Origin of the sequence: Mesorhizobium sp. B3-1-9, assembly GCF_006439595.1 — a bacterium.
Classification (GTDB): domain Bacteria; phylum Pseudomonadota; class Alphaproteobacteria; order Rhizobiales; family Rhizobiaceae; genus Mesorhizobium.
In genome coordinates this window covers 228,639-254,815 of sequence record NZ_VFTJ01000003.1, presented here as the reverse complement: position 1 = coordinate 254,815, position 26,177 = coordinate 228,639, and the positions used below count along the sequence as shown (strand labels likewise).

Annotated in this window: 23 protein-coding genes and 1 pseudogene; 11 read left to right on the top strand and 13 right to left on the bottom strand. The window is 63.6% G+C overall.

Going from position 1 to position 26,177, the window contains the following annotated elements; translation table 11 throughout:
- Positions 1-29 precede the first annotated feature (29 nt).
- Complete coding sequence (locus tag FJW07_RS07490) at positions 30-695, bottom strand: metalloregulator ArsR/SmtB family transcription factor (protein WP_140855497.1); 666 nt, start codon at positions 693-695, stop codon at positions 30-32.
- 113 nt (positions 696-808) lie between these two features.
- On the opposite strand from FJW07_RS07490, the gene FJW07_RS07485 reads away from it, so the two are divergent.
- From FJW07_RS07485 to FJW07_RS07475, 3 genes are all read left to right on the top strand, one after another.
- Complete coding sequence (locus FJW07_RS07485) at positions 809-1,540, top strand: MBL fold metallo-hydrolase (protein ID WP_140855495.1); 732 nt, start codon at positions 809-811, stop codon at positions 1,538-1,540.
- The gene (locus FJW07_RS07480) at positions 1,537-2,799 is read left to right on the top strand and encodes an MFS transporter (RefSeq protein WP_140855493.1); all 1,263 of its coding nucleotides are present in this window, start codon (positions 1,537-1,539) and stop codon (positions 2,797-2,799) included. Before FJW07_RS07485 ends, FJW07_RS07480 begins: the two co-directional genes overlap by 4 nt.
- Positions 2,800-2,906: 107 nt before the next feature.
- Positions 2,907-3,995, top strand: coding sequence for an acyltransferase family protein (locus tag FJW07_RS07475; protein ID WP_140855491.1), 1,089 nt, complete (start codon positions 2,907-2,909; stop codon positions 3,993-3,995).
- A 25-nt stretch (positions 3,996-4,020) separates the two neighbouring features.
- Here FJW07_RS07475 and FJW07_RS07470 read toward each other — a convergent pair whose 3' ends face one another.
- From FJW07_RS07470 to FJW07_RS07460, 3 genes are all read right to left on the bottom strand, one after another.
- Positions 4,021-4,662, bottom strand: coding sequence for a DUF5074 domain-containing protein (locus tag FJW07_RS07470; protein WP_140855489.1), 642 nt, complete (start codon positions 4,660-4,662; stop codon positions 4,021-4,023).
- Positions 4,663-4,763: 101 nt separating this feature from the next.
- Positions 4,764-5,768 (bottom strand): NAD(P)-dependent alcohol dehydrogenase, encoded by a 1,005-nt coding sequence (locus tag FJW07_RS07465; RefSeq protein ID WP_140855487.1) that lies wholly within the window; start codon positions 5,766-5,768, stop codon positions 4,764-4,766.
- Positions 5,769-5,796: 28 nt separating this feature from the next.
- Positions 5,797-7,017, bottom strand: coding sequence for a helix-turn-helix domain-containing protein (locus tag FJW07_RS07460; RefSeq protein WP_140704214.1), 1,221 nt, complete (start codon positions 7,015-7,017; stop codon positions 5,797-5,799).
- 121 nt (positions 7,018-7,138) lie between these two features.
- Here FJW07_RS07460 and FJW07_RS07455 point away from each other — a divergent pair, with 121 nt between their 5' ends.
- The 4 genes from FJW07_RS07455 to FJW07_RS07440 all read left to right on the top strand — a co-directional run bounded on the left by FJW07_RS07455 (position 7,139) and on the right by FJW07_RS07440 (position 10,125).
- Positions 7,139-7,888, top strand: a complete 750-nt coding sequence (locus FJW07_RS07455; protein ID WP_140855485.1) for a DUF899 family protein — start codon at positions 7,139-7,141, stop codon at positions 7,886-7,888.
- 102 nt (positions 7,889-7,990) lie between these two features.
- Positions 7,991-8,227: a hypothetical protein gene (locus FJW07_RS07450; protein ID WP_140641165.1), complete on the top strand. Its 237-nt coding sequence runs from the start codon at positions 7,991-7,993 to the stop codon at positions 8,225-8,227.
- Between the two features lie 190 nt (positions 8,228-8,417).
- Positions 8,418-9,440: an aminopeptidase gene (locus FJW07_RS07445; RefSeq protein ID WP_140855756.1), complete on the top strand. Its 1,023-nt coding sequence runs from the start codon at positions 8,418-8,420 to the stop codon at positions 9,438-9,440.
- 37 nt (positions 9,441-9,477) lie between these two features.
- On the top strand, positions 9,478-10,125 hold the full coding sequence (locus FJW07_RS07440) for a class I SAM-dependent methyltransferase (RefSeq protein ID WP_140855483.1): 648 nt from the start codon (positions 9,478-9,480) through the stop codon (positions 10,123-10,125).
- A gap of 150 nt (positions 10,126-10,275) precedes the next feature.
- Here the strand turns inward: FJW07_RS07440 and FJW07_RS07435 are convergent, their stop codons facing one another.
- Positions 10,276-11,142, bottom strand: a complete 867-nt coding sequence (locus tag FJW07_RS07435) for a hypothetical protein (protein WP_140855481.1) — start codon at positions 11,140-11,142, stop codon at positions 10,276-10,278.
- A 2-nt stretch (positions 11,143-11,144) separates the two neighbouring features.
- Entirely contained in the window at positions 11,145-12,092 is a 948-nt protein-coding gene (locus FJW07_RS07430; RefSeq protein WP_140855479.1) for a hypothetical protein, read from the bottom strand.
- 73 nt (positions 12,093-12,165) lie between these two features.
- On the opposite strand from FJW07_RS07430, the pseudogene FJW07_RS07425 reads away from it, so the two are divergent.
- The 3 genes and pseudogenes from FJW07_RS07425 to FJW07_RS07410 all read left to right on the top strand — a co-directional run.
- Positions 12,166-12,633: pseudogene (locus FJW07_RS07425) on the top strand (SDR family NAD(P)-dependent oxidoreductase); the annotation flags it as partial.
- 484 nt (positions 12,634-13,117) lie between these two features.
- Positions 13,118-14,578, top strand: a complete 1,461-nt coding sequence (locus FJW07_RS07415) for a phospholipase D-like domain-containing protein (protein ID WP_140855477.1) — start codon at positions 13,118-13,120, stop codon at positions 14,576-14,578.
- 24 nt (positions 14,579-14,602) lie between these two features.
- The gene (locus FJW07_RS07410) at positions 14,603-15,412 is read left to right on the top strand and encodes an endonuclease/exonuclease/phosphatase family protein (protein ID WP_181175280.1); all 810 of its coding nucleotides are present in this window, start codon (positions 14,603-14,605) and stop codon (positions 15,410-15,412) included.
- Positions 15,413-15,457: 45 nt separating this feature from the next.
- Here FJW07_RS07410 and FJW07_RS07405 read toward each other — a convergent pair whose 3' ends face one another.
- Positions 15,458-17,428, bottom strand: a complete 1,971-nt coding sequence (locus FJW07_RS07405; protein WP_140855754.1) for a BTAD domain-containing putative transcriptional regulator — start codon at positions 17,426-17,428, stop codon at positions 15,458-15,460.
- Between the two features lie 303 nt (positions 17,429-17,731).
- On the opposite strand from FJW07_RS07405, the gene FJW07_RS07400 reads away from it, so the two are divergent.
- Positions 17,732-18,418 (top strand): DUF1194 domain-containing protein, encoded by a 687-nt coding sequence (locus FJW07_RS07400; protein ID WP_246680702.1) that lies wholly within the window; start codon positions 17,732-17,734, stop codon positions 18,416-18,418.
- A 66-nt stretch (positions 18,419-18,484) separates the two neighbouring features.
- On the opposite strand, the gene FJW07_RS07395 is transcribed toward FJW07_RS07400, so the two are convergent.
- The 6 genes from FJW07_RS07395 to FJW07_RS07370 all read right to left on the bottom strand — a co-directional run bounded on the left by FJW07_RS07395 (position 18,485) and on the right by FJW07_RS07370 (position 26,176).
- Positions 18,485-20,449, bottom strand: coding sequence for a glycoside hydrolase family 127 protein (locus FJW07_RS07395; protein WP_140855473.1), 1,965 nt, complete (start codon positions 20,447-20,449; stop codon positions 18,485-18,487).
- Between the two features lie 18 nt (positions 20,450-20,467).
- Positions 20,468-21,325, bottom strand: coding sequence for a carbohydrate ABC transporter permease (locus tag FJW07_RS07390; protein WP_140641154.1), 858 nt, complete (start codon positions 21,323-21,325; stop codon positions 20,468-20,470).
- Positions 21,325-22,245 (bottom strand): sugar ABC transporter permease, encoded by a 921-nt coding sequence (locus FJW07_RS07385; protein WP_140641153.1) that lies wholly within the window; start codon positions 22,243-22,245, stop codon positions 21,325-21,327. Before FJW07_RS07385 ends, FJW07_RS07390 begins: the two co-directional genes overlap by 1 nt.
- A 461-nt stretch (positions 22,246-22,706) precedes the next feature.
- Complete coding sequence (locus tag FJW07_RS07380) at positions 22,707-23,954, bottom strand: sugar ABC transporter substrate-binding protein (RefSeq protein ID WP_140783520.1); 1,248 nt, start codon at positions 23,952-23,954, stop codon at positions 22,707-22,709.
- A gap of 74 nt (positions 23,955-24,028) precedes the next feature.
- Positions 24,029-25,072 carry a LacI family DNA-binding transcriptional regulator gene (locus FJW07_RS07375; protein WP_140855471.1) on the bottom strand — a complete coding sequence of 348 codons (1,044 nt, stop codon included), beginning with the start codon at positions 25,070-25,072 and terminating at the stop codon, positions 24,029-24,031.
- A gap of 246 nt (positions 25,073-25,318) precedes the next feature.
- A complete protein-coding gene (locus FJW07_RS07370) occupies positions 25,319-26,176 on the bottom strand; it encodes an alpha/beta hydrolase (protein ID WP_140855469.1) in 858 nt (285 codons plus the stop codon).
- Position 26,177 lies beyond the last annotated feature (1 nt).

Here is a 26,177-nt window from a genome sequence, read left to right as displayed (position 1 = left end):
AGCATTCCGCGCTGTCCAATTGGCCACGATCAGGCCGTCACTTCCACCGGCAGACCGGCGGCTTTCCATTCCGGCATGCCGTCCTCGAGCCGGCGCGCGGAATACCCGAGCGAGCGCAACGCCGCGACCGCCTCGAAGGACATCACGCACCACGGGCCGCGGCAATAGGCGACGACCTCCCGGTCGGGAGCGACGGTGGCAGACCACGCCCTGACTTCCCCCAACGGCACGTTGATTGCGCCCGGCACATGGCCGAGCGCGAATTCATCGGCAGGACGAACGTCGATCAGCGTCACCAGCCCGTCGCGCATCAGCGTGCGGAGCTCGTCGCGCGTGACCGGCCGCATGTCGTCGCGCGCGTCGAAATAGCCGCGCACGATGCGGTCGACCTCGGCGAGATGCCGTTCGGCGACGCCGCGCACCGAGGCGAAAGCGGAGAGCACGCTTTCATCCGCGAGTGCGTAGCGGACAAACTTGCCGTCGCGCTCGGCCGAGACGATGCCGGCGCGGCGCAGCGCCTGCAGATGCTGGGAGATGTTGGCGACAGGCTGGCCCAGCTTGACCGCCAGCGCCTCGACGCTGCGCGCGCCTTGCGCGAGATGCTCGATCATTTCCAGGCGCAGCGGATGACCGAGCGCCTTGGCGACGATCGCGAACTGCTCGTACAGCGCCTGTTTCGGATTGCGGATTGACATCGCCTTTTCACTAACGCATCGTCATTCAATAGAATTATTGAATGTCAGTTTCAGCTCGGGCTGTCAAGCAGTGCGCGCTGCCCGGCACGTTCGCCTGATCGGAGGAAAAAGCGATGATTCTCAGGCAGTTCCTGCATAGCGACCCGGTGGCCGCTTCCTATCTGTTCGGCTGCGGCGGCAAGGCGTCCGCGGCAGTCGTCGATCCGCTCGGCGACATCGCGCCCTATGTCGAGGCGGCGCGCGCGACCGGTATGCGCATCCTCTATGTCGTCGACACGCATATCCACGCCGACCATATCTCGGTGGGGCGTACGCTTGCCGAAGCGACCGGCGCCGAATACGTGCTGTTCGAAGGCGCTGCGGCCGACTTCCCGTTCCGGCGTGTCAAGGACGGCGAGGTGCTGGAGCTTGGCAATGTGACGGCGACCGTCATGCATACGCCGGGCCACACGCCGGAACATTTGAGCCTTTTGGTCACCGACCGGACGCGATCGACCGAACCCTGGTTCGTGCTCACCGGGCACACGCTGATGGTCGGCGATCTCGGCCGCACCGAGCTTGCTTCAAACGCCGAGGACGGCGCCCGCGCGCTCTACGCCAGCGTGCGCCGCCTGAAGGAATTGCCCGATCACATCGAGGTGCTGCCCGGCGCCTATTCCGGTTCTGTCTGCGGCCGCTCGCTGAGCGGCAAGCCGACATCGACCATCGGCTTCGAGCGGCGCTTCAACAAGGCCTTCCGCATCGAGGACGAGGGTGAGTTCGTCGCCGCCATGACCGCCGACATCCCTCCCCCGCCGCCGGAGGCCGCCCGGAACCGGGTCGTCAACGCCGGAGCGAAACCTTGAGCACAGCGGCGTCCGCCGTCGCGCTCGGCCTCCAGGCCAACTGGAAGCAGTTTTCGCTCCTGGTGCTGATCAACGCCTTTGTCGGCGGCATGGTCGGCATCGAACGGACCGTCGTGCCGCTGATCGGCGCGGAGGAGTTCGGCGTCGCTTCCACCACGCTGGTCGTCTCCTTCATCGTCAGCTTCGGCGTGGTCAAGGCCTGCGCCAACCTCGTCTCCGGCCAGCTCGCCGACAGATGGGGTCGCAAGCGCGTGCTGATCCTCGGCTGGCTGTTCGGCCTGCCGGTGCCCTTCATCATCATCTCAGCTCCGAGCTGGGGCTGGATTGTCGCCGCCAACGCGCTGCTCGGCATCAACCAGGGCTTCGCCTGGTCGATGACGGTGATCATGAAGGTCGACCTGGTCGGACCGAAATCGCGCGGGCTCGCCGTCGGCCTCAACGAGTTCGCCGGCTACCTCGCCGTCGGCGTCACCGCTTTTCTGACCGGCTACCTCGCGAGCCGCTACGGCTTTCGTCCCGTGCCGATCTATCTCGGCGTCGGCTATGCGATTCTGGGTGCCGCGCTATCGATCCTGCTTGTGCGCGACACGCGCGAGCATGTGCGGCTGGAGCTGGCGAACCATCCGAAAGCAGCTTCGCCGCTCGGCTTCCGCGAGATCTTCATGCGGACCTCGTTTGGCGATCGCAACCTGTTCGCGGCCTCGCAGGCCGGCCTGGTCAACAATCTGAACGACGGCATGAGCTGGGGGCTGTTTCCGCTCTTCTTCGTTGCCAACGGGCTCGGCATCGAGCGCATCGGCATCCTCAAGGCGGTCTATCCGGCGGTGTGGGGCATCCTCCAGGTCGCGACCGGGCCGCTGAGCGACCGCTGGGGCCGCAAAGGGCTGATCGTCGCCGGCATGTGGGTGCAGGCGGCCGGGCTTCTGCTGACCGCCATGACGCGCGATTTCGGCTGGTGGCTGCTGGCGAGCTTGCTGCTTGGCCTCGGCACGGCGATGGTCTATCCGTGCCTGATCGCGGCGGTGTCGGACGCATCGCATCCCTCCTGGCGGGCGCGCTCGCTCAGTGTCTATCGCTTCTGGCGCGATCTTGGCTATGCGATCGGGGCGCTGTCGGCAGGCCTGATCGCCGACTTCTTCGGCTTCTCCGCGGCGATCGGAGCAATCGCGGCGCTGACCTTCCTGTCGGGTGCGATCGTCGCGATAGCGATGCGCGAGACGCGCGTCGCCGCCTTGGTTTCAGCGTCGGACGATGGTTAACATCGGCCCCGGGCAAGGCTTCCGTTTACGATATCGTAAGCTTGTTGCTGCGGGGCACGCGCCCGTCCGCTACAATTGCGGCAGTTGAATTTTCCTCGAGATCGTTCATGAGCAATCCAAACCGCATGCCGTGGGTGGATACGGCAAAAGGTCTTTCCATCATCCTGGTGGTGATGATGTATGCCGCCTACAACACCGGTGAATACACCGGCGGCGTCGGCTTCCTGCATTATGTCATCGGCTTCGCGACGCCGTTCCGCATGCCGGAATTCTTCCTGATCTCGGGCCTGTTCCTGTCGCAGGTGATCGACCGGCCATGGCGGCGCTATGTCGACCGCCGCGTCGTCCATTACCTCTATTTCTATGTGCTTTGGGCGATCATCTCGATCGGGCTGAAGATCGGCATCTTCAGCCGCGACCCCGCCGGCATGCTGCACGATCTCGCGATGGCCGCCGTCCAGCCCTACGGCGTCCTGTGGTTCATCTACATGCTGGCGGTGTTCGGGATCGTCATACGACTGCTGCGGGAGCTTCGCGTGCCGCACTGGATCGTCATCTTGGCTGCCGCCGCCCTGCAGATGTGGGCGCCGAAGCCGGACAGCTATGCGCTTGAGCAGTTCGCGGCCTATTTCGTGTTCTTCTATCTCGGCTTCGTCCTGGCGCCGCTGATATTCCGGCTGGTCGAGTGGACACAGGCTCGCTCGGCGATCGCCGTTGCGGGCCTGCTTGCCTGGGCGCTCGTCAACGGCCTGCTCGTCTATTCGCCGGGCTACGCCGTGCAGCCGGTCGGCATGCAGATGGGCCTGGCGGCATGGCCGCCGCTGCATCTGTCGCTTGCCGTCGCCGGCGCGGTGGCGCTCTGCGTCGCCGGCGGCTTCCTGTCGAAATTCGCCTCGATGGAATGGCTGCGCTGGCTCGGCGAGCATTCGCTGGTCGTCTATGTCGCCTTCACCATCCCGATGTCGATCTTCCGCGGCGTCATGCTGGCAAGTGGCCTTCTGACCGACACCGGCATGCTGAGCCTCGCCGTATTGCTCGTCTCGGTCGTCAGCCCGGTGGTGCTCTACTTCATCGTCAAGCGCATCGGCTTCGGCACCTTCCTGTTCGAGCGGCCGGCCTGGGCGCATGTCGACAGGCCGAACGCCGCCAAGGCCTCCAGCAAGCCCATGCCGCGGCCGGCACGCGAGGCGGCCTGATCAGGCCGCTCCATCCATTAGCCCGTTACTTGCCACCGCCGTGTCCCGGGCGCCGCGCGGCCTTGATCTTGCCGCTGCTCCCGCCGCCGCAGAAGAAGCAGCCGCCGCCGTCGGATTCCAGCCCCGACACGCCGGAGGGCATCGCCAGTTCCTGCAGCACGTCGCCTGTGTCGGGATCGACGCGCACCAGATCGCCCTCCTCGCCCTCCCAGGTGGCATGCCAGAGCTCGCCATCGACCCAGGTGACGCCGGTGACGACGCGCTTCGATTCGATCGTGCGGATCACCTTGCCCGTTTCAGGATCGATCTGATGGATCTTGTGTGCCCGGTATTCGCCGACCCAGAGCGAACCCTCGGCCCAGGCCATGCCTGAGTCACCCCCGTTGCCGGGGGCAGGAATGGTTGCGACGACCTTGCCGATCTTCGGGTCGACCTTGTGGATACGATCCTCGGCAATCTGGTAGAGATATTCGCCGTCGAAGGCAGTACCGGCATGTGAGGCGACATCGATCGTACGCACGATCATGCCGCTGTCGGGATCGAGCGCGTTCAGCTTGTCGCCACTGGCGAACCAGACATTTTCGCCATCATAGGTAACGCCGTTGACGCGCTCGACGCCGGGGAACGGTCCGAATTCACGCAGGATCTCGGCAGCGGCTCGTTTCATTTTCCAATCTCCATCGATCTCTTGTGTCAGCTTCGACTCTAGCCGCCCGGCTACAGACCTGAGAGTAACAACACAGTCGCGAATTTACCGAAGCCGGCGCCTTAAAGTTCGACGCAGACCTTGCCGAAATGCTTTTGGCTCTCATACGATCTGAAGGCCGAAGCAATTTCGTGCAGCGGAAAACTGCGACCGATCACGGGCCTGAGGCCATTGACCGTTATCGCCCGGATCATGTCTTCCTGGTCAGCCCTGTTCCCGATGGAAATTCCACTAACGCGGATCTGATTGGAAAACAGCGCCGGGATCGACACTTCTCCGGCGAAGCCGGTCAACACCCCGATCAGAGCGATGTGGCCGCCTATCCTGCAAGCCGTTATCGACTGGGCCAGCGTGCCTGGACCGCCGACCTCGACTACATGATCGACACCGCGTCCATCGGTCAGGTCCCTCGCCTTGCTGCCCCAGTCCGGCACGGCCTTGTAGTTGATGAGAGCATCGGCGCCGAGTCGCCGTAGCTTTTCGAGTTTCGCATCCGAGGAGGATGTAGCAATAACACGGGCACCAGCCATCTTGGCGAACTGCAGCGCGAACAGCGACACGCTGCCCGCGCCGAGGATCAGCACCGTATCGCCGGACTTCACCTGACCGCACACCACCAGGCCTCTCCAGGCAGTGACCCCGGCGCAAGTGAGTGTAGCCGCCTCCACGTGGGTGTAACCCGCCGGCGCTTTCGTGAAAGCCTGCCAGGGCATGCACGCATACTCCCGTGCATAGCCGTCGAGATCGTCGCCCAATTCGCCCCGCTTGTTCGCGCGCGAAGCCTCGCCGCCCAGCCAGTCGGGCCAATAGCAACTGACGACGGCATCGCCAGCCTTGAATGCTTCGACACCGTCGCCGACCGCAACCACCTCGCCCGCGCCATCGGACAGCGGAATACGACCGTCGGCGCAGGGCTTCTTGCCCGTGACAACCATGCTGTCGTGGAAATTCAGCGAGCACGCCCGGATCCGGACCAGCAACTCTCCCGGTCCGGCTTCGGGCCGATCCTCCTCAACCAGTTCCAGTTTTTCCAGGCCGCCTGGCGCCCGCAATCTGATCAGTTTCATGACGTCTCCTCGATCCAGTATCGGGAAACTAGTCGCTGGGCAGCGGACCCGGGAGTAACAACACAGTCGGGAATCCGGTCACCGGCGGCATCATCCAACGGCGCGCCCGGCCGCGGCCGACGGCCTGCACCTTGTGTTCGGCCGAAAGCTGCTCCAGCGCGCGCTGGACGGTGCGCGCGCTGGCGCCAAGCGCGATCGCCAGAGCCGAGCTCGACCAGGCCTCGCCGTCGGTCAGGAAGGCCATCACCGCACCATGCTCCTCCTCGACCGGCGGCGCCAGCACGACGACCTCAGCGGCGCTGACCGGCGTGAGCGTGAAACCGGCGGCCGTCGCGTTGATTTCTGCCAGCCCGGCGAGCTCGGCGCGCAGCCGTCCCATCTCGACCCTGAGCCGCGCGCGATGCGATTCATCGGCGTGCCTGGCGCGAAAGGCGCGCCTCAGCAGCACTTCGCGCGAGGCATCCGCCGGCCATGCCTCGGCAAGCGTGCGCGCCAGCGCGAACAATACAGGCCGGGTCGCAAGCGAAACGACCGCGTCGGCCTGGCGTACGACGTTGCGGCAGGCATCGACGACCAGCGCGCCCGAGGTCAGCAGCGCTTCCACCTCGTCGAGCAGCAGTTCTTTCTCGATGCCGCGCGCGATTAGCCGGCCGACCGGCGTGTTCAGCACCAAGGACGCCGCTTCGACTTCGGCCTTCAATGCCGGGATGTTGGCTTGATAGGCGGCAAGCGATGCCCGGCCGAAGGCCGAGCGCGCCGCCTTGGTCCTGAGGCGGCGGACGGCTATGCCGGCGGCCGCCAGTTCATGCGCGACGCGCGCCACCGGCGGCAGCGGCGCCGGATCGAAGTCCGCCAGCAGGCGCTCGGCCTCGTCGAGGCGGCCGATCAGGATGAGGCGGCGCGCCTCAAGACTGCCGGCATAGGCAGCGTTCAACCGGTCGCCACGCGCGGCGAGCGTCGCACGGGCGGATCGCAGAGCCTTCTCCGGCCAGCCAAGATCGCGCGAGACCAGCGCGATCTCGGCCTCGGCGACGACGCAACGCGCACGCGCTACCGCTTCCCTCGGGCTGAAGGCGCGGGCGGCGTCCTTCAGCAACGCCTTGGCCTTGGCAAAATCGCCGAGCTGCGCCATCGCGATGCCGCGCAGCGCCAGCGCCGGCGCATCGTCGCGCAGCGCGACGCGCTTCAAGGCGCCGAGCGGATCGCCCGCGGCAAGCGCGCGGCCGGCGGCGTTGATCAGCGAGTCCATGCCGCCGCCTCAAAGCCCGCTGCAGCAAATCGCGCCACACTTGTAACTCTCACCATCGCCGGATGCGGCCCTATGTCTGTCCTCGTCACCCCCAACCAAACCCAAGAACGGGACAAGAGCAATGACCCAACACATGAAGACACCGCCGGTCGTTTCGCAGGAAGCGTGGGAAGGCGCGTATGAAGAGATGCTGGTGAAGGAAAAGGCCGTCACCCGCGCCCGCGACGCTCTGGCCGCCGAACGCCGCCGCATGCCGTGGATGGAAGTCAAGAAGGACTATGTGTTCGAAGGCCCGAACGGCAAGGCGAGCCTGCTCGATCTGTTCGAAGGCCGCCGGCAGCTTATCGTCTACCGCGCCTTCTTCGAGCCCGGCGTCTTTGGCTGGCCGGAACATGCCTGCCGCGGCTGCTCGCTCGGCGCCGACCAGGTCGGCAACCTCGCCCATCTCAACGCCCGCGACACCACGCTTGCCTATGCCTCGCGCGCGCCACAGGCCGACATCCAGCGGCTGAAGGAGCGCATGGACTGGAAGATGCCCTGGTACACCATCACCGACAGCTGGGATAAGGATTTCGGCGTCGACGAATGGCACGGCCACAACGTCTTCATCCATGACGGCAAGCGCATCTTCCGCACCTATTTCGTCAACAACCGCGGCGACGAAGCCTTCGGCACCGTGTGGAGCTATCTCGACGTCACGCCACTCGGCCGTCAGGAGGTGTGGGAGGATTCGCCCGAGGGCTATCCGCAGACCCAGACCTACAAATGGTGGAACTGGCACGACAGTTACGAAGCAGGTGCCGCCCCCGACCAGAGATGGGTCGAGGTGTCGGATGCCGGCGAAGCGGCGTTCCGCAACAAGAACGGCTGAGCATGAAGCGGAACCGGCGGCGTGGAGTTGCGCCGCCGTGGCCGATCGCTTCGCCCTTGTTCCTATGGGCTTGAAACCTGCCCGCTTCAGAAGGTGGATATCATGAGCATCGACTCCCCTCGCCCGGCCGGCCTGAGCGGCTTCGGCCTCGCCGACTGGCTCTGTCTCGCCGCGGCGCCCACCTTCGCAATGATGGCGTTGCTCACGGCTGCCTATGACGGACACGACATGATGTGCATGTCGGGCGCCTCGGCGCTCAGCGGCATGGTGCCGATGTATCTGTTGATGGCGGCGTTCCATCTCGCGCCGTGGCTGCGGCTGGCCGCGCGGCGAGGGTGAGATTTTCGTTTGAGCGCCGTATTGCCCGATCACCGCTGCGAAATCGAGTGTCCAGCCCGCTACCCTTCAGGTCTTGACGAAAATAGACGCGCCTGAGACAGGGGAGCAAATGGAGACATTTGCTCCATGGAGATGAGCAGGCGGTGGGCAAGCTGTGAAGCGCGTTTTTCGATTGCTTGCCGCTGCGATCATGGCATCCGGCGTGACCGGGTGCACCAGCATTTCCTACTATGCGCAATCACTGGAAGGCCATGTCGGGATCATGGCCGCGCGCAAGAATGTTGCGAAGCTGATCCATGATCCTTCGACGCCAGAGGCGTTGCGCACCAAGCTGACGTCGGCCAGCGCCATACGTCGCTTTGCCACGGAAGAACTGGCGCTGCCCGATAACAGCAGCTATCGCAGTTATGTCGACCTCGGTCGGAACGACGTGACCTTGGCGGTCTTTGCCGCACCGCAATTCTCTCTCGCGCCGGTAACATGGTGCTTTCCGGTGTTCGGCTGCGTTCCCTACAAGGGTTATTTTTCGCGCAAGGACGCGCTCGAAAATGCCGCTGAACTGCAGCGACAGGGGCTGGACGTCTATGTGACGGGCATCACGGCCTATTCCACGCTAGGCTGGTTCAGCGACCCGCTGCTCAGCACCATGCTGCGTCAGAACGACACCTATCTGGCAAGCCTTGTCTTCCATGAGCTGGCGCATCAGAAAGTCTATGTGAACGGCGACTCCGCGTTCAACGAGGCTTTCGCGGTTGCCGTCGAAACCACCGGTACGAGGAAATGGCTGCGCGCCACCGGCAATCGCGCCGGATTGCGCAGTTACGAAGTCGATCGCAAGCGCAAGGCGGATTTTCTCGGACTGATATCGAAAACCCGGGACGAGTTGAGCCAGGTCTATCGAAGCCCGCGCAGCCCGGAGCGGATGGCGGCCGCCAAAGCCGCCACGATCGACAGGTTGCGGATGCGCTACCGGCAAATGCGCAACAGGCGATGGGCCGGATACCGAGGATATGACGCCTGGTTCGATGGCCCTATTAACAACGCGAAGCTCGCCGCGATCGCCGTCTACAGCGAAGAGGTTCCGGCGTTTCTTCGCTTGCTCGACTTATGCTCCGGCGACTATCCAAGGTTCTATGCCTCTGTTCGGCGGATCGGGGCTTTGCCCGCGCCTTCACGTGCCGAGGCGCTTAGAACCGTGGCTGCGTGTCATTGACCATGTAAGGAACTCGGTATCCGGAGGCCGCGCGGACATGTTGGACAACTATGAAGTGGACAGGTTCGGCGTGATCCACCAGATCGATTTCACACCGATCAAATACGACAAGAAATACATCTCCTACTACGAGGACCTGAGCGACCGGACCATCAAGCTCGGCTATCAGCGGCTTGGCTGGGTGCTCGGCGTCACCGGGGAGATTCCTCGCTCGGTGCTGGAAATCGGATATGGCACCGGCACATTCATCGAAGCCGCCAGGATAACCGGCGTCGCCGATTGCGCCGGCTGCGATATCGCTGAATTCCCCTTGCCAAAGGGGGTTCGCTTCGTCGATTGGGATCAGGCACTGGCCGGCACCTGGGACCTCGTCGCCATGTTCGATGTGCTTGAGCACATCCCGGATCTCAGTTTCCTCTCGCGTCTTCAGACCCGTCACCTTGCCGTCGCCGTCCCCTATTGCCGCTGGCGCGAGCTCGGCGCCGACGGCGACACATGGTTCGACAAGTGGCGCATGCGGCTGCCCAACGAGCACCTGCACCATTTCGACCGCGACTCGCTGGTGGCGCTCCTCGCGGCCAGCGGCTTCGAGTGCGTGACGCTGAACTGCTTCGAGGACGGGATCAGGCTGCGGCCTGGCGAAGCGGGTCCGAACATTCTGTCGGGCTTCTTCAGCAGGCTTTAGGCCGTCGAAGCCGGTCGAGCGCCAAGAGCGGACTATTCCGGTATTATGGCGCAAACGCCACGGGACGACCCGAGCAACAATCCCTAGATCGCGGGGGGGAGTCAGTGAGCTAGGAGTAGGTTCGTGCGGGCGCGGGCGGCATGGGCCGCTTCAATCAGCATCGTTACCATAGCGGTGATACCGGGCGAACTCGGCCGCTATCGAGCGACCGATGTAACCTCGCTTAGGGGCCCTTACGTCGGCCAAGACATAATCAAGATTGACGCAATTGTAGCGGTGGCAAAACCGGGTCCGTCTGGTTTCCCTGAAACCGTCATCGTAGATGACGATCCCCCAGACATACAGGAAACGATCGGTTTCCTCCCTCAATTCGCCCGGGTCGGTAGTGCCGACCTCACCAACGTTGATGACTATGCCGCCCTGAATCATGTGCCCGGAAGGCGGTATTACGTTTCGCCCCTCACATTTAGTCTCATCTATCGGGAAGTCATCCAGTCGCCTGTCGTGATTGAACTTGTGTTCAATCACCCACCTAATTTCTCGGGCGGGCAAATTCCCGGCGTTGGATATTTTGATTTGCGGCACGCTTTGGAACGGCCCCTTGTCACCGGGGAGCCGGGCACGCCCGCGCTCGTTATGCGCATGCACGCCATATGGTTCGACGCTCAAGTATGCCCGTTGGAGCGTTCGGATGTCCTCCGCAGCCGATTTGCGAATCCGGCGGGTTTCCCACCAAAGCGCGACTGTAGAAGCGCCGAGAACACCCGTGAAGAGCGTCAAAATAAAGGTATAGAGCGCGATCGGATCGGTTATCGTCCGCTGCCAAACGGTTTCGCCACCTTCATTTTCGCGGTTTTGGGCTGCGCCTTCGGCGGCGGCCTGTTGCTTGCCTGGTGGATGAGCTGACTGAGATGATTCAAGCCACCACGGATCGGCTTGGGCGACGCCGCATAGCGCCAGAAAAAACGCTATCGCGATTAGGCGCATGGCTGGGATGGATTGTCGCGACTGCTGCATGGTTAGGTCGCATGGTCCACATAGGTCGACATGCGGATTTTCACACCGCTATCGAGCGTCTCGTCAAAGCTGAGCAGATAGAGGAATGGCGTTATGCGCTGGGGCGGTCCAACAACGGGATCGTAGATGACCGCTCCCTCCAAAACGAGATCAATTTCCTGGTTGGCGAAACGCTCCCCCGCTTCAGCGGGGGCCTTAAATTGTGCATCGCTCACGATGTAGTCTGTCTGCTCTGGCGGAATGTCGATGTTTTCGATGAAGTTCCTGCGGCCAGCCCAAACGTCACTCGGATCGGCGTAGCGAGAGATAACCCAACTAGTTTGGATGCGCCGAGCTGGCGTTCGACCAAAATTGCCGACTTTCAGGTCCACCCACATTTGATATTGCTTAGTGGATTTGCCCGTAACGACATCAATAAGATACGGGAGTGGATGAAAGCTGACTTCCGCCTTGGTTACGCTGATGTACGCACGTACTTGCGTCACGCCAGTTTCTCTGGAGACTGCGACGGCGTCCTGAGCGGCTTTGGTAGACGCCTGCATGTCGGTGGATTGCTGGGCAGCATTGTCCTGAATCAGCTTCATTTGCTTTTCGCCGGCCAGCCAGAGCTTATTGGTGGAGCGCCAGAGCAACCCGGTAAACACGCACAGAACAAAGGTGAAGAAGGCGACCGACCAATCGGGCGCATGTTCAACCAGGTTTTCGCGCCATTCTTTGCCGGCGCTGCCCTGCTCGTCATCGGTGGTCTTTGCTTCGCTGATAACTTGGCTCGGCGCAGGCGCGACCGTATGGGTTTGGCTGTTTTGCGGAGTACGTTGCTGATCTTCGGCAGTAGCTGGTTGCGGGGAACCGCCTTGTTGGCTTAGCTGGGTCTCTTGTGACCAGCTAAGCCCGCCAATCGCCAGAACAAGGCCGATAGCAACCGGCCACGCTTTCCAGTTTCGCAGCATCCCCCACCGCCCTGAAAGCCCCTAGATATCCCCTAGACTTACGCTCTCTTTGCCAGTGGCAGCAAGTGCGGCCAGGTTCCGCGAGCGACGCCGCGGCTTCATCGTCAATGTCACGTCGATGGGCGGCATGATCACGATGCCGGGCATCGCCTATTATTGTGGCAGCAAGTTCGCGCTCCAGGGCATATCGGAAGTGATGCGTTCGGAAATGGCTCCGTTCGGCGTTCGGGTCACGGCCGTCTGCCCCGGCTCTTTCCGGACGGACTGGGCCGGGCGCTCCATGGTCCGGACCGAAAGGTCCATCAGCGACTACGATGCGCTTTTCGATCCGATCCGGGAGGCCCGACAGGCGAAAAGCGGCAAGCAGCTTGGCGATCCGGACAAGCTTGCGACGGCCTTATTGGCTTTGGTGGAATCCGAAGCCCCGCCACCGCAGCTCCTGCTTGGCAGCGACGCCCTCGAGCTCGTGTCGGAGCGTATCCAGCATCTGCAGCAAGAGATCGAAGCCTGGAGGGCCGTAACCATCTCGACCGATGGCTGACACGGCAAAGCCACGGTTACACGGTTGGGTCACACCGTGGCACGAACCTATGCCAGCGCGTTGACGGTAGGCAGCCTCATGGACCGCCCGTAGCTGTCGGGCGCGAGACGCAAGGTCAGCACTGTCACGATGGCGATACAGGCAGGTGCAGCAGCCAGCCGGCGCGAAAACCGCCGGTCATGTCGTGCAGCACCGCGACGATCCAGGGCGGTATCGCGGCGATGAGAAAGCCGCCGCCCCGGGTTCGGCCTGTCGCTGCTGCCGCGGAGCGTGACGATCGAGCATCGCGTCCGGCCCTATGCTCGACTTGGCGCCGAGCCGTCGATGGTGGTCTCCCTTTATGCCTGGGAAAGGACCGGGCCAGTCACGGAACTCGCCGAGCGCATGACCGCGGTTCTTGCCACCCGGTCTCAGGTATCCGAAGGAGCGCAGGAACAACTCACCCGCATTGCCTTCCGCGCCGGCTCGCACAATAGTCGAGCCGATGTTCGAGGCGATTGCGAGTCACTGGTCCACGCTTATCCTGATCCTGTCGCTGGCGATGGCGGCGGTGGGGATCGTGCATGCCATCATGACGAAGGAGGACGTGCGCGCCGCCACCGGCTGGGTGGGCGTGATGCTCTTGTCACCCTTTCTCGGCGCGATCATCTACGCCATTGCCGGCATCAACCGCATCCGCCGCGCGACGATCAGTGCCATGCGCCCGGCCTCCCCCGAGGCCGCCGCCGCTAGGCACGACCGCGACGTCGCGCTCGAAGCCCTGATCAGCGCCGAATACGGCCAGCGTTTCACCGGGCTGAAGACGCTTGGCGACAGGGTGGCGCGGCGTCCGCTCACATCGGGAAACACCATCGCCGTGCTCAAGACCGGCGACGAGGCCTATACGGCGATGTGCCGGGCGATCGACTCGGCGCAAAGAAGCGTGCTGCTCGAAACCTATATCTTCGACAATGACGCGGTGGGCGCGCTTTTCGTCCAGTCGCTCGGCAATGCCGTCAAGCGCGGCGTCACCGTGCGGGTGCTGATCGACGCCGTCGGCGTGCGCTACTCGGTGCCCAGCATCCTGAAGCAACTCAGGGAAGCCGACGTCACCGCCGATCTCTTCAACGGCAACATCGTCATGGGCCTGAGACTTCCTTATGCGAACCTCAGGACCCACAGGAAGATCCTGATCGTCGACGGCACGGTGGCGTTCACGGGAGGCATGAACATCCGCAAGGGTTTCTCTGCCGAATTCGCCGGTTCCGACAGTTCGCGCGACACGCATTTCGAAGTCACTGGGCCGGTGGTGGCCGATCTGTTCTCGGTTGCCGCCGAGGACTGGCGCTTTGCCGGCAACGAGGCCCTGAAGGACGGGCCCTGGCAGGTCGAGCGCGCGGTGCCGCCGCCCGGACAGCCGATGCTGGTGCGCGCGGTCGCGACCGGACCGGACGCGTCCAACGAAACCAATCTCAAGCTGCTGATGGGCGCGTTTTCGGTGGCCCGCAAATCGATACGCATCATGTCGCCCTATTTCCTGCCGGACCGCGAATTCATCAGCGCGCTGACCACGGCCGGCCGGCGCGGCGTCGAAATCGACATCGTCGTGCCGGCGGTGAACAACCTTTTCCTCGTCGACCATGCGATGACGGCGCAGTTTGACCAGGTCTTGAAGCACTATTGCCGCGTCTGGCGCCACGAAGGCTCGTTCGACCATTCGAAGCTGATGGCGATCGACGGCGTGTGGGCCTATGTCGGCTCCTCCAATCTGGACGCCCGCTCGCTGAGGCTGAATTTCGAGATCGACATGGAAGTCCTGGATGAAAACTTCGCCGCCGAGATCGACGCCCGCATCGCGGCGGCCATCTCCACGGCCCAGCCGGTGACGCTGCAGACGCTGAGGGAAAGACCGTTCATAATCCGCGTCTTCGACCGTTTGCTGTGGCTGGGATCGCCCTATCTTTAGAGCAGGAAATCGAGCATCGGGATCATGGAGATAGACGACATCAAAGGACGCAGTCTGCCCGAGACGGTGCTGCTCTCGATCCGCGGCAGAAGCGCGCGCAAGGCGAGGGCGACGCCGCGCAAGCGCGTCAACGGCGCCGAGATCGTCGTTGCCTCCTACAATGTCCACAAATGCATCGGCACCGACCGCAGGTTCGACCCGGAGCGGACGGGGCGCGTCATCCGCGAAATAAGCCCCGACGTGATCGCCCTGCAGGAGGCCGACAACCGCTTCGGCGACCGCGCCGGTCTGCTCGATCTCGCCCGCCTCGAACACGATACCGGGCTGGTGCCGGTGCCGGTCATCGGCAACGGCAAGGGACATGGCTGGCGCGGCAACGTGCTGTTGTTCAAGCGCGGCAGCGTGCGCGACGTCCACCAGATCAAGCTGCCGGGGCTGGAGCCGCGCGGCGCGCTGGTCGCCGAGATCGATCTCGACGAGAAACGATCGCTGCGAGTCATTGCCGCGCATCTCGGCCTGCTGCGCCGCTCGCGCTCGGAACAGGCCCGCGTCGTGCTCGACATCATGAGCAGCGCCGACGAAAGGCCGACGCTTTTGCTCGGCGACCTCAACGAATGGCGGCTCGGCAACCGCTCGGCGCTGAACACGCTGCACACGACATTCGGCCCGACGCCGCCGGCGGTGCCGACTTTCCCATCCGGCCTGCCGGTGCTGGCGCTCGACCGCATCATGGGCAACCGGCACGATCTGGTTTCAGGCGTCGAGGCGCATGACACGCCGTTGTCGCGCGTCGCCTCCGACCACCTGCCGCTGACGGCGTTCGTGCATTTGTAGCGGTGCCACGCAAGAGCGGCCTTCGGTCCGTCGAAGATACGCGGATCACGAGCCAGGAAGGCCGGCTCTCGACAGCATCTCGAGGAACCTGCCGTGATGGTCGTCCCTCACATAGCGGGGCATGAACCCAGGAGCGACATTGCCCAGGTTGAGATGTGGAAGCTGTGACAGACAGTGATGGATGGCTCGTGAGGCCTCTTCATTGTTCCCTGTCGCCGAAGCGGTTGCCGCCCAATAAAGGGCGCCGCGCACGAATCCCGGCTTTGTCCTGACCACCTTGCGGGCGACTTCGAGTGCCCGCCGATCGTCCTGACCGGCAAACAGCGCCAAAACCAGGCCGTGGTGGCGCCAGAAGTCGATGACGTCATGCGTTCCAAGCCGGATCGCTTCGTTGGCCGCGCGCACCGCCTCGCTGACCTGTCCGCGCAGCGCGAAGAGCATCGCAATATCGCCGTGGCCGCTGGGATAGCTCGGATTGAGGCTGATTGCGTGCTGGCATTGCACGATCGCCTCGTCGATCCGGCCATCGCATTCGTAGGCGAATGACAGGATGCAGCGGGCAATTTCGTCGTCGGGCACGGCCCTTACCGCGTCCTCGGCAAGCTCGATCGCACGGTCGATAGACTCCTGCTTGCGAGGCAAGGCGCCGAACGCACCCCCCATGGTCGTCGCGATGGACAGCGTCCGTTTCGCGCGGACGTTGTCGGGCGCAATCACCAGAGCTTTTTCGGCGAGATCCTTCGAGACCAGCAACGAGTCCCGGGTCATCTCGAAATATTTCATCAGGGCTTCGTTCACCAGCCGGCGCACTTCGGGAGGACCGGGCGGGCTCTTGTCGCGAACCTTCCAGTTGGTCAACTGAAGCTCAAGGCTCACCGCCAGCACGACCGACTGCGCGATCCGGTCCTGGAATTGAAGCGCGCTTTCCGATTGGCCGTCGAACTTCTGAGCCCAGACATTGTGGCCGCCCGCGGCATCGACAAGCTGGATGTTCACCCTCAGCCCGTCTCCCGACCGCTGGACGCTGCCCTTCAGTGTGTAACGCGCCCGCAAGCTGTCCTGCGCCCTCGGCTCCTCGCCGTTTTTCTCGAGGGCCGAGATCACGATGTAGTCGGCCACCTCGGAAAGCGCCGTGGTGATATCGTGGACCAGACCCTTGGCGAAGAAGTCGTCGCCGCGCTGTCCCGTCAGATTGACGAAGTCGGCCATGGCGATGGATGGGCGTCCCGAGCGCTGACCGGCGATGGCTCCGTTGGCCGTCTGCGGATTTGACGGTGACTCTGTGGAGGAAAGCAGCGATTGCCAGAGCGTTCGTGTCTCGGCGCTGACATCGACACCGAACTCCTTCCTCAAGACGCTTCTGCAAGCCTCGAAGGTTCGCAACGCCTGGTCTCGCTGACCGCCCGCAACGAGCAGTTCCATCTTCAGCCGGTAGGCTTCCTCCCGCGTCGGTTCCATGGCCAGAATTCGATCGGCCACGGCAAGCCCGCTTTCGGCATCCACGAGACGGGCGAGTTTCTCCAGCGACGGAAGCGCGCGGCTCAGCAGCCTTTCGCGTTCCTGTGCCGCCCAATCGTCGAAAACATTGGTGCCGACATGAAATCCGTCGAGAAACGGCCCCGTATAAAGCGCCAGGGTGGTTTCGAGCTCCGAAGCGGACCGGCCGGACAGGCCGGCTTCGAAGTCCTCCACGTCAACCCGCACCGCGTTTGCCTTTATCCCAATCAGCTCCTTGTGGGACTGGATGATATCCATACCCGCGCGCGACAAATCCCGGCGCAGGACACTGAGCGTTTGCCGCAGGCTGTTGCGTGAGTGTTCGCTGTCGCTGTCGCTCCAAAGCAGGTCGGCCAGCCGCTCGCGTGGCGCCGCCATACCGGGACAAAGGGCAAGATAGGCGAGGATAGCGGCACCGCGCTTTCCGGTCAGCAAGAGCTCACTGCCAGCTTCCCTCTCAATTCGAAAACCACCGAAGAGAGAAATCCTGCCAGCAATGAAGCCTTTCCCACCCTGCATTGCCAACGGGCCCCCAGCCTGACGAAATTCTAACTCAAAACTAACGCCTCGCAAACGCCAAGCCCGCCATTCCAAGCGTTATCGTGACGCACTTCATTTAGCATCCCCTGAAAGAGGAATAACTGATTTCTCGACAAGTTTCTTGTCAGAGGGGGAAATAAGATGGTCGAATGTATTCATGGGACATTTGGCTCTGATGCGGGGCCGATCAGGCATATCAATTCATTGCTGAGACTGGCGACATTCGCGACCTCAATACTTTGGGGACCTGTCGCGGATGCAAACAACGTCGGTCTGGCGTCGATGCGTGTCGACGTAGCCGTGGTCTTCGCCGTGGATTTCTCCTCCTCGATCGATCCCAAGATCGCCGACATGCAGCGTGAAGGCCATGCCGAAGCGCTCACCTCGCCCGAGATCATCCGCGCCATCTCCCAGAACTATCTCGGTTGCATCGGCGTGGCCTATTTCGAATGGTCGAGCCCGGGTCGCTCGCGCACCGTGCTGCCCTGGACACGCATCTGCGGACTGGACGATGCCAAGGCGGCCGCGTCGGTGATCAGCAAGACGGGCGACACCGGCCATATCCGTCGAGGCCGGGGCGGAACTTCGGTGTCGACGGCAATCGACGTCGGAAGCCTCCTGCTCGACGAGTTTCCAGGAAATGCCATGAAGAAGGTGATCGACATCTCTTCGAATGGCGAGAACAATGACGGGCTGCCTGTGCAGCCAAGCCGGGAAAACGCCATCGCCAAGGGTTACACGATCAACGCGATCGCCATTCCGGCCGACGACGAAGACCCTCGCCAACCGCTGGCTTCCTACTTTGAGCAGTCGGTTATCGGCGGCTCACAGGCCTTCGTGATGTCACCGAAGGAGCCGCGCGATTACGTCACGGCCCTGCGCCGCAAGCTGGTGACGGAAGTGAGCATGAATGCCGAAACGCCCGATCGAGCGTCGGCACTATCCGCCTCCGCTGCAAATATCCAGTAGGCTTGCACGCCCATTCGTGAAGGACTTGCTGGCGGAAGTTCGTCCCGCCGAGACGACGCAGGTGCCCTACCCCTCCCTCAGCCAGACCAGCATCTCGCCGGGGTCGCGATTGTCCCAGGCGAAATAGGGAATGGCCTTGAGCTTCGTCTCCTTCGTCGCCGGCGGTTCGGAGCGATAGAGATCGTGACCCCAGTTCTTCGTTTCGGCCCGGCTGCCGATGGCCGAAAGCGTGACCACGCCGCCGAGCAGGTTCGGCTCCTTGTTGGCCTCGAGCCTGGCCGTGCGCGATAGCGCTATGCGATGCAGCCCGCCGCCATTGTCGGTTTCCTCGACGCAGTAGATCAGCGGACCCCGCGCCAGCGCCACCCGGCCGATGTCCTGCCGCACCTGCGGGTTGGCGAAGAGGCGCGCCATCGACATTTCGAGATCGAGCTCGACCTTATCGCCCTGGCGCCATTCGCGGCGTATCGCGGCATAGCCGTCGACCGTCGCCGCTTCGAGATCGACCAGCTTGCCGTTGATCCGAAGCGCTGCCTTGCGGCACCAGGCAGGCACGCGCAGATGAAGCGTGAACGCAATCGGCGCCTCCGGCCCGACCTCGATCCCGACCGCGCCATCCCAGGGATAGTTGCAGGTCTGGACCAGGGTAACCTGCCGGCCAGCGATCTCGAAGCGCGCGGTCGATTCGCCATAGAGGTGGACCGCCAGCGCATCGTCGGCGAGGCCGTAGAAATAGCTGCCGATCGAGGCCACCATGCGGCCGATGTTGGGCGGGCAGCACGGGCAGCGGTGCCATTTCCAGCGATGGTGGCCGCCGCGGCTCTCCAGCGGGTTCTCGTAGAAGAACAGCGAGCCATCGAGCGACAGGCCCGAGATCGAGCCGTTGTATAAAGCCCGCTCCATCATGTCGGCGTAGCGCGCGTTCGGACCCATGCCCAGCATGCGGCTCGCCCAGAACACCAGGCCGACCGAAGCGCAGGTCTCGGCATAGGCGGTCTCGTTGGGCAGGTCGTAGTCGTTGGTGAAGCCTTCATTGTCGGCCGACGGACCCAGACCGCCGGTGACGTAGAGGCTTTTCGTCGTGAGATCGTCCCATAGCCGCTCGAGCGCCACCTTGAGCGTGTCGTCGCCATATTCGGTCGCGATGTCGGCCATGCCGGAATAGAGGTACATGGCTCTCACCGCATGGCCTACGACCTTGTCCTGCTCGCGCACCGGCTTGTGCGACTGGTTGTATTCGTAGGTCTTGAAGTGGAAATCCTTCGGGTCGGCGCCGCGCGCCAGCGCCTCCTCGTCGAAGTAATGCGGCTGCTGGCCGCGCTGGTCGATGAAGTATTTGGCCAGCTTCATATATTTGTCGTTGCCGGTGACGCGGGCGAGCCTGACCAGCGCCAGCTCGATCTCCTCATGGCCACAATAGCCTTTCCGCTTGCCGGGCTCCGGACCGAAGGTGTCGGCGATATGGTCGGCATAGCGGCTCATGATGTCGAGCAGCTTGCGTTTTCCCGTCGCCTGAAAGTAAGCGACGGCGCCCTCGATCAGGTGGCCGGCGCAGTAGAGCTCGTGGCAGTCGCGCAGATTGGTCCAGCGCAGGCCGGGCTGGATGCGCTGGTACCAGCTCGACAGATAGCCGTCCTCCTGCTGCAGCTTGCCGTACATGTCGATGACGGCGTCGATCTTCTTTTCCAGATCGGGATTTCGGCGGCGGTAGAGCGAATAGGCCGCGGTCTCGATCGTCTTGCCCCAGTCGGAATCCCAGAACATCTGGGTGGTCACGGTGCGCGCGGTAAAACCGTCGCTGACATGGAAGGGGATGACGACACCCGGCGACGGTACGTCCGGATCGATCTGCTCCAGCATGCGCGCCTCGACACAACGGTCGTAGAGGATGCCGGCGGTCTTGGCGGCCACGGCATCGACACGGTCGCCCCAGAAGCCGCGGACATCGACCTGCGGCACGGGAAGCGGCCGGAAGGCAAGCTTCGGCCTGGCGGAGGTGCCGGTCTGCGCGGCGGGCTGCGATGCGGTCATGATTTCACTCCATTCGAATTACTTGACGGCCCCGGCCATCAGGCCGCGGATGTAGAAGCGCTGCAGCGCCAGGAAGAGGATCAGGCAGGGCACCATCATCACCGTGACGCCGGCCTGCACGGCGCCCCAGTCGATGGCGCCGAAACGGCCGGACTGAAGCGCGGTCATCATCACCGGCAAGGTGAATTTGGACTGGTCGGTCATCAGCACGAGTGCTGCCAGGAACTCGTTCCAGGCGCCGAGGAAAGCGAACAGCGCGATGGTGACGACGCCCGGCCAGACCAGCGGCAGCATCACCTTCACCAGCATGGTGACGTTGTTGGCGCCGTCCATGCGCGCGGCCTCCTCGATCTCGCGCGGCACGGCGTCGAAGGCGTTGCGCATCATGAAGATAGAGAAAGGCAGCTGCAGCGTGACATAGACGCAGACCAGCCCGGTCAGCGTGTTGTGCAGGCCGAGTTTCGTCAGCACCAGGAAGATCGGCGTCAGGATCGACTGGAACGGGATCATGATCGTCGACAGGATGAGGACGAAGAAGAAATCCCGGAACGGAAAGCGGAAGCGCGAAAAACCGTAGCCGGCGAGCACGCTGACCAGCACGGAGAGCAGCACCGTCATCACCGAGACATAGATGCTGTTCTGCGCCGAGACCCAGAGCCCGTCGCCGAAGGAGTTCAGCGTCTGATAATTCTCGATCGAGAAGCCGGTGGTCGGCCAGGGCGGCAGCGGAGGCTGGCGCGCTTCCTGCGCCGGCTTGAAGGTCGACAGCACCGTCCACACGATCGGCGCCAAAAACAGCACCGAGGCGACGATGCCGGTCGAGTGCCTGGCGAGGCTGAAGGCCGCTTTGCGGTTTTGCGACATCGCCTCGGCCATCAGTCGAGCCCCTCGGGCTTGCGCAGCAGCCAGAGCTGGATGAGGCTGAGCGCCACCAGGATGACCAGCAGCACCATCGAGAGCGCGGCACCGTAGCCGAGCTTGAACGAGACGAAGGACTGGTTGAAGATCCAGTAGACGGCCGTCAGCGTCTGGTTGCGCGGGCCGCCGCGCAAGATGATGTAGAACTGGTCGAAGGCCAGGATCGAGCCCGCGACCGACAGGATCAGCGCCAGCGCCAGTGTGCGGCGCATCAGCGGCAGCGTGATCGCCCTGAACCTGGCGAACGGGCCGGCGCCATCGATGACAGCGGCCTCCTGCAAATCCTGCGGGATCGATTGCAGGCCGGTCATCAGGATGATCATGGTGAAGCCGGCGACCTTCCAGACCACCATGGCGATGATCGACCAGAAGGCCGGCTGGAAGGTGGCGAGAAGATTGACCTTCTTGCCGGTCAGGCCGAGGTCAAAGGCGGCCGGGCTGAACAGGCCGGAATCGACGTTAAGCAGCCACGACCAGAGCAGGCTTGCCGAAGCAAAACCCACCACCGCCGGCATGAAGAAGGCGGTGCGGTAGAGATTGGTGAGCGGGCGCGGTCTTTCGATGAAGATCGCCAGCGGGAAGGCGACGGCGAAGATCGCGATGGTGACGATCACCGTGTAATAGAAGGTGAATTTCAGCGCATTCCAGAAGCGCGTGTCGCGCAGGATGGCAAAGTAGTTGTCGAGGCCGATGAAGGAATGCTCGCCCATCAGCGGCCAGTTGTGCAGCGACATCCACGCCGTCATGCCGAGCGGGATGACGAAGAAGACGGTGACCAGGGCGACCGCCGGCAGGACATAGAGCAGGCCCACCCATTGCCGGCGGCTGGTGCGTGCGCGGGCTCGGGCGGGCGCGGAGGTGGTGGCGATGGCGGTCATGGCTGGGCCTCCCCTTCTCCCCTTGCGGGAGAAGGTGGATCGGCGCGCATCGCCAAGACGGACGAGGGATGTTCCAGCGGAGTGAGGCGTCGGCGTTCCCTGGAGCGCCCCTCATCCGACCGAGCTTGGCTCCCCCTTCTCCCACAAGGGGAGAAGGGGGAGCCAGCCCGCCGGCGCCCCCTCATCCGGATTGCCGACCGGATTGCGAAGGGCAATCCGGGGCAATCCGACCTCTCCCCAAGGGGAGAGGAGATCGCAAGCGTCGGCGCCAAACTCTTCTCCCCACCGGAGAGAAGGTGGCCGCGAAGCGGCCGGATGAAGGGGTCTTTTCTCAACGCGTCAGTCCCTGCCATTCAGCGATGGATCATCCGGCCGCCCGGCCAGGGAGACGGAGCGGGCGGCCGGCCGGAGCCTTGGCGGCGAGGCGTTGCGCGATCCTCGCCGCCGGCTGGCCCTGGTGTTTACTTGTTCGGCGCCTGGTCGATGATCGACTGCATGGTATCCTGCGCGTTCTTGATGGCGCCGTCGACGTCGTCGCCGAAGAACACCTCGTTGATCATCTGCGTCCACGGACCGTTGGCAGAGTTGATCAGGTCGTTGAACACCACCGAATAGGGCGTCCTGCCCTTGGCCATCGCCTCGGCCGCCACCTGGTAGCGCGGGTCGAGATCCTTGAGCGCATCCTTGGCGATGTCGTTGCGCACCGGCAAGCTGCCATATTTGGCAAGGATGGTCTGGCCCTCGAGCGAATAGGCGAAGTCCAAAAACTCCTTCACCACGGCGATCTTCTTGGTGCCCTTGGTGACGACGAAATTGTCGCCGCCGGCGAAGGACGACCAACCGCCATCCTTGCCCGGCAGGAAGGTGATGCCGTAGTCGACGTCCGGATACTGCGTGTTGAGCGCGCCGATGGCGAAGGCGCCGGACGGCGAGATGCCGATCTTGCCGCCGGCAAAGGCGGCGAAGAAATTGGCGCCGGTATCGGTCTGCGCGCCCTCGGGCACCAGCCCTTTCTTGACCATCGAGCGGTAGAGGTCGATCGCGCCGCGCAGCTGCGGGCTGTCGAGCGTCGCCTTCGAGCCGTCCTCGGACAGGATGTCGCCGCCCGAGGCCCAGATCAGCGGCGTGAAGGTGAAGATGTTGCAGCCGCCGCAATTGCCGGAGAAGTAGAAGCCCTTGATGTCGCCGCCGAGCGCATTGACCTTCTCGGCGTCGGCCTCGATCTCGGCCCAATTGGTCGGGCCCTTCTCAGGGTCCAGCCCCGCCTGCTTGAACAGCTTCTTGTTCCAGATCAGCACCGAGGCGTCGGCCGAGAACGGCAGGCCGTAGATGCGGTCCTTATAGGTGCCGGTCTTCACATGCGCCGGCGACAGGCTCGAAAAATAGGGCAAGGATTTCGCCCAGTCGGTGATGTCTTCCAACTGGCCGGCGGCGGCGAAGGACGGCGTGTAGATCAGGTCGAGCGAGAGCGCGTCGGGCGCCGTGCCGCCGGCGGCGGCCGCGCCATATTTCGGGATGATCTCGGCGTTGGGGATGATGTCGAGCTTGACCTGGTCCTTGTTCGCCTTGTTGAAGGCGTCGACGATGCGCGGCATGAAGTTCGAGCCGTCGGCGCGCACCCAGATGTTGGCGGTTTCGGCGGACGCCGCCTGCAGGCCGCCACCAATGACGGCTGCCGCAAGCGCCAGCCTGGCAAAAATGGTCTTCATCTTACTCCTCCTCATGTTCTCCTCCCTGTTCTGGCCACGCCGCCCGGCTTAACCGGGCGCGTAGCCTTGTTGCTTCATTGCGGCGGACTGCCGCATGACTGACGCACCACCAGCCGGCACGGCAGTTTCCTGATGCCCGGCGCGGCCGGCTGGCCATCGACGAGCGAAAGCAGGGCAAGCCCGGCCTCGCGCCCGAGGCTCGCCAGGTTCATGTCGATCGAAGTCAGCGGCGGACGCGTCGCCTCGGCCACAATCTCCCAATTGTCGAAGCCGATGACGCCGACATCCTCGGGCACGCGGATACCGCGTTCGCGCAGCGCATCGATGACACCGCGGGCAATCTGGTCGTTGCCGCAGAAGACGGCGTCCGGCCACCCCTCCCTGCCCGCCTTGCTGAACAGTCTTGCCACGGCATCGTGGCCCCAGGCTTCAGACCATGCGCCCAGCAGCGGCTCGGCTGCGGGCAAGCCGTTCTCCGTCAGGACATCGCGGTACGCTCCGGCCCGCGTATGCACCACCGCGAAGCTCGCCGGTCCGGTGACATGGGCGATGCGGCGGCGCCCGAGCCGCACAAACTGCTCTACCGCCAGCCGCGCGCCGCCGGCGTCGTCGGAGACAAGGCCGACCGCGCCGGGATCGGGCTGGGTGAAGGCGTAGACGACCGGAATGCGCAAGTTGGAGAGATCGACCGGCAGATGGCGGTCGATGCGTTTTCCCGTGGCGACGATGCCGTCGACGCGCTTGTCAAGCATGGCCTCGACATGCAGCTGGCCGAGCCGCTGGTCATCCTCGACATTGCACAGGAACACCGAGACGCCCTTGTCGACCAGCGCATCCGAAACGCCAGCCATCAGCGGCAGCGAGAAGCGGCCATAGGTATCGTTGGTGAGCAGCCCGACGGTGAAGGAGCGTTTTCGCAGGAGGCTCTGGGCCAGGCTGTTCGGCCGGAAGCCGAGCAGCCGCGCCGTCTCGCGGATGCGCTCGCGCGTCTCCGCCGTCATCCGCCCCTGCCCGTTCAGCGCCTTCGACGCCGTGGCGACGCTGACGCCGGCCGCGGCAGCGACCTCGCGCAGCGTGACCGGCGGCTTGGCGGAGACAGGTGAGGCATCCGAAGACATATCGTGCAACCATTCCCTGAGTTGGGAAAAGGTTTTCTCTTATCGGCCTGCGTGGTGTTGACGGATGAGTCAGCAAGCGCAGGGCGATTTGGGAAAAGGTTTTCTCAAGCGAAATCTAATCCGAAAACAAGGGTGAACGCAAGGGGCATGAAGAAGGCCCAACGCCTTGTCTGGAAACCTCACAGCAACGAGGGCTCAAAGTGGCAACCGTGCTGACGCTGCCCGGCTCGATTGCCGATCGCGTCTCTATCCCGCGACCCGAAAGCTCGACAGCGGCCGCGACACCCAGCCCTCGATCTCACGCGTGACGAAGGTGGCGGCCTCATGATGGATGAAATGGCCGGCGTCGGGCAGCGCCACCACGGAGCTGATGTTGTCGACTTCGCGGAATGTGCCTTCGAAAGCACTGGCCGGAACATAGGGATCGTGGGCGCCGAACATCACCAGCGTAGGTGCTTTGACCAGAGGCAATTGACCGATGTCCGGCACCCTGCCGAGCGGAATGTTGGCCCTGTAGTAACCCAGCATCGCCTCCGGATCGGAATGCCGGAGCGACGCTGCGAGAGCCTGTCGGTCGGCCTCGTCGGCGACCCATCCGGCAAGCTCCTCCGGCGCCGGCATGGCGGACGCGCCTGCCTCCTGGAAGCGGCGCACATAGGCGAAATACCGGGCGTTGGCTGGATCGGCGATGGCGCGCAGATAGTTGCGCGGATGAGGGGAGGAAAGGACAACCAGATGGCGAACCACCTGCGGGACCCGCATGGCCAGCCACCAGGCAATTGTTCCGCCCCAGTCATGACCGACGATCGAGGCCTGGGAGAGTTGTTCGGCCACGAGCACCGAAAGCACGTCCTCGACCAGATGCGGCAGCAGCGTGTAGTGGGCATGTCCGCGCGGCGCGTCGCTTCGCCCGAATCCGCGCAAATCCGGTGCCAACACCCTGAAACTGCCGCGTAGAGCCTCGATCTGCCTGCGCCAACCAAGGCCATGGTCGGGAAGGCCGTGCAGGAAAAGGATCGGCGGGCCGGAGCCCGCCGCGACATAGTGCAGTTTAACGTTCCTGTTAGATGCGAACCTGGACTCGAAACCTGTCTCCGAAGTCACC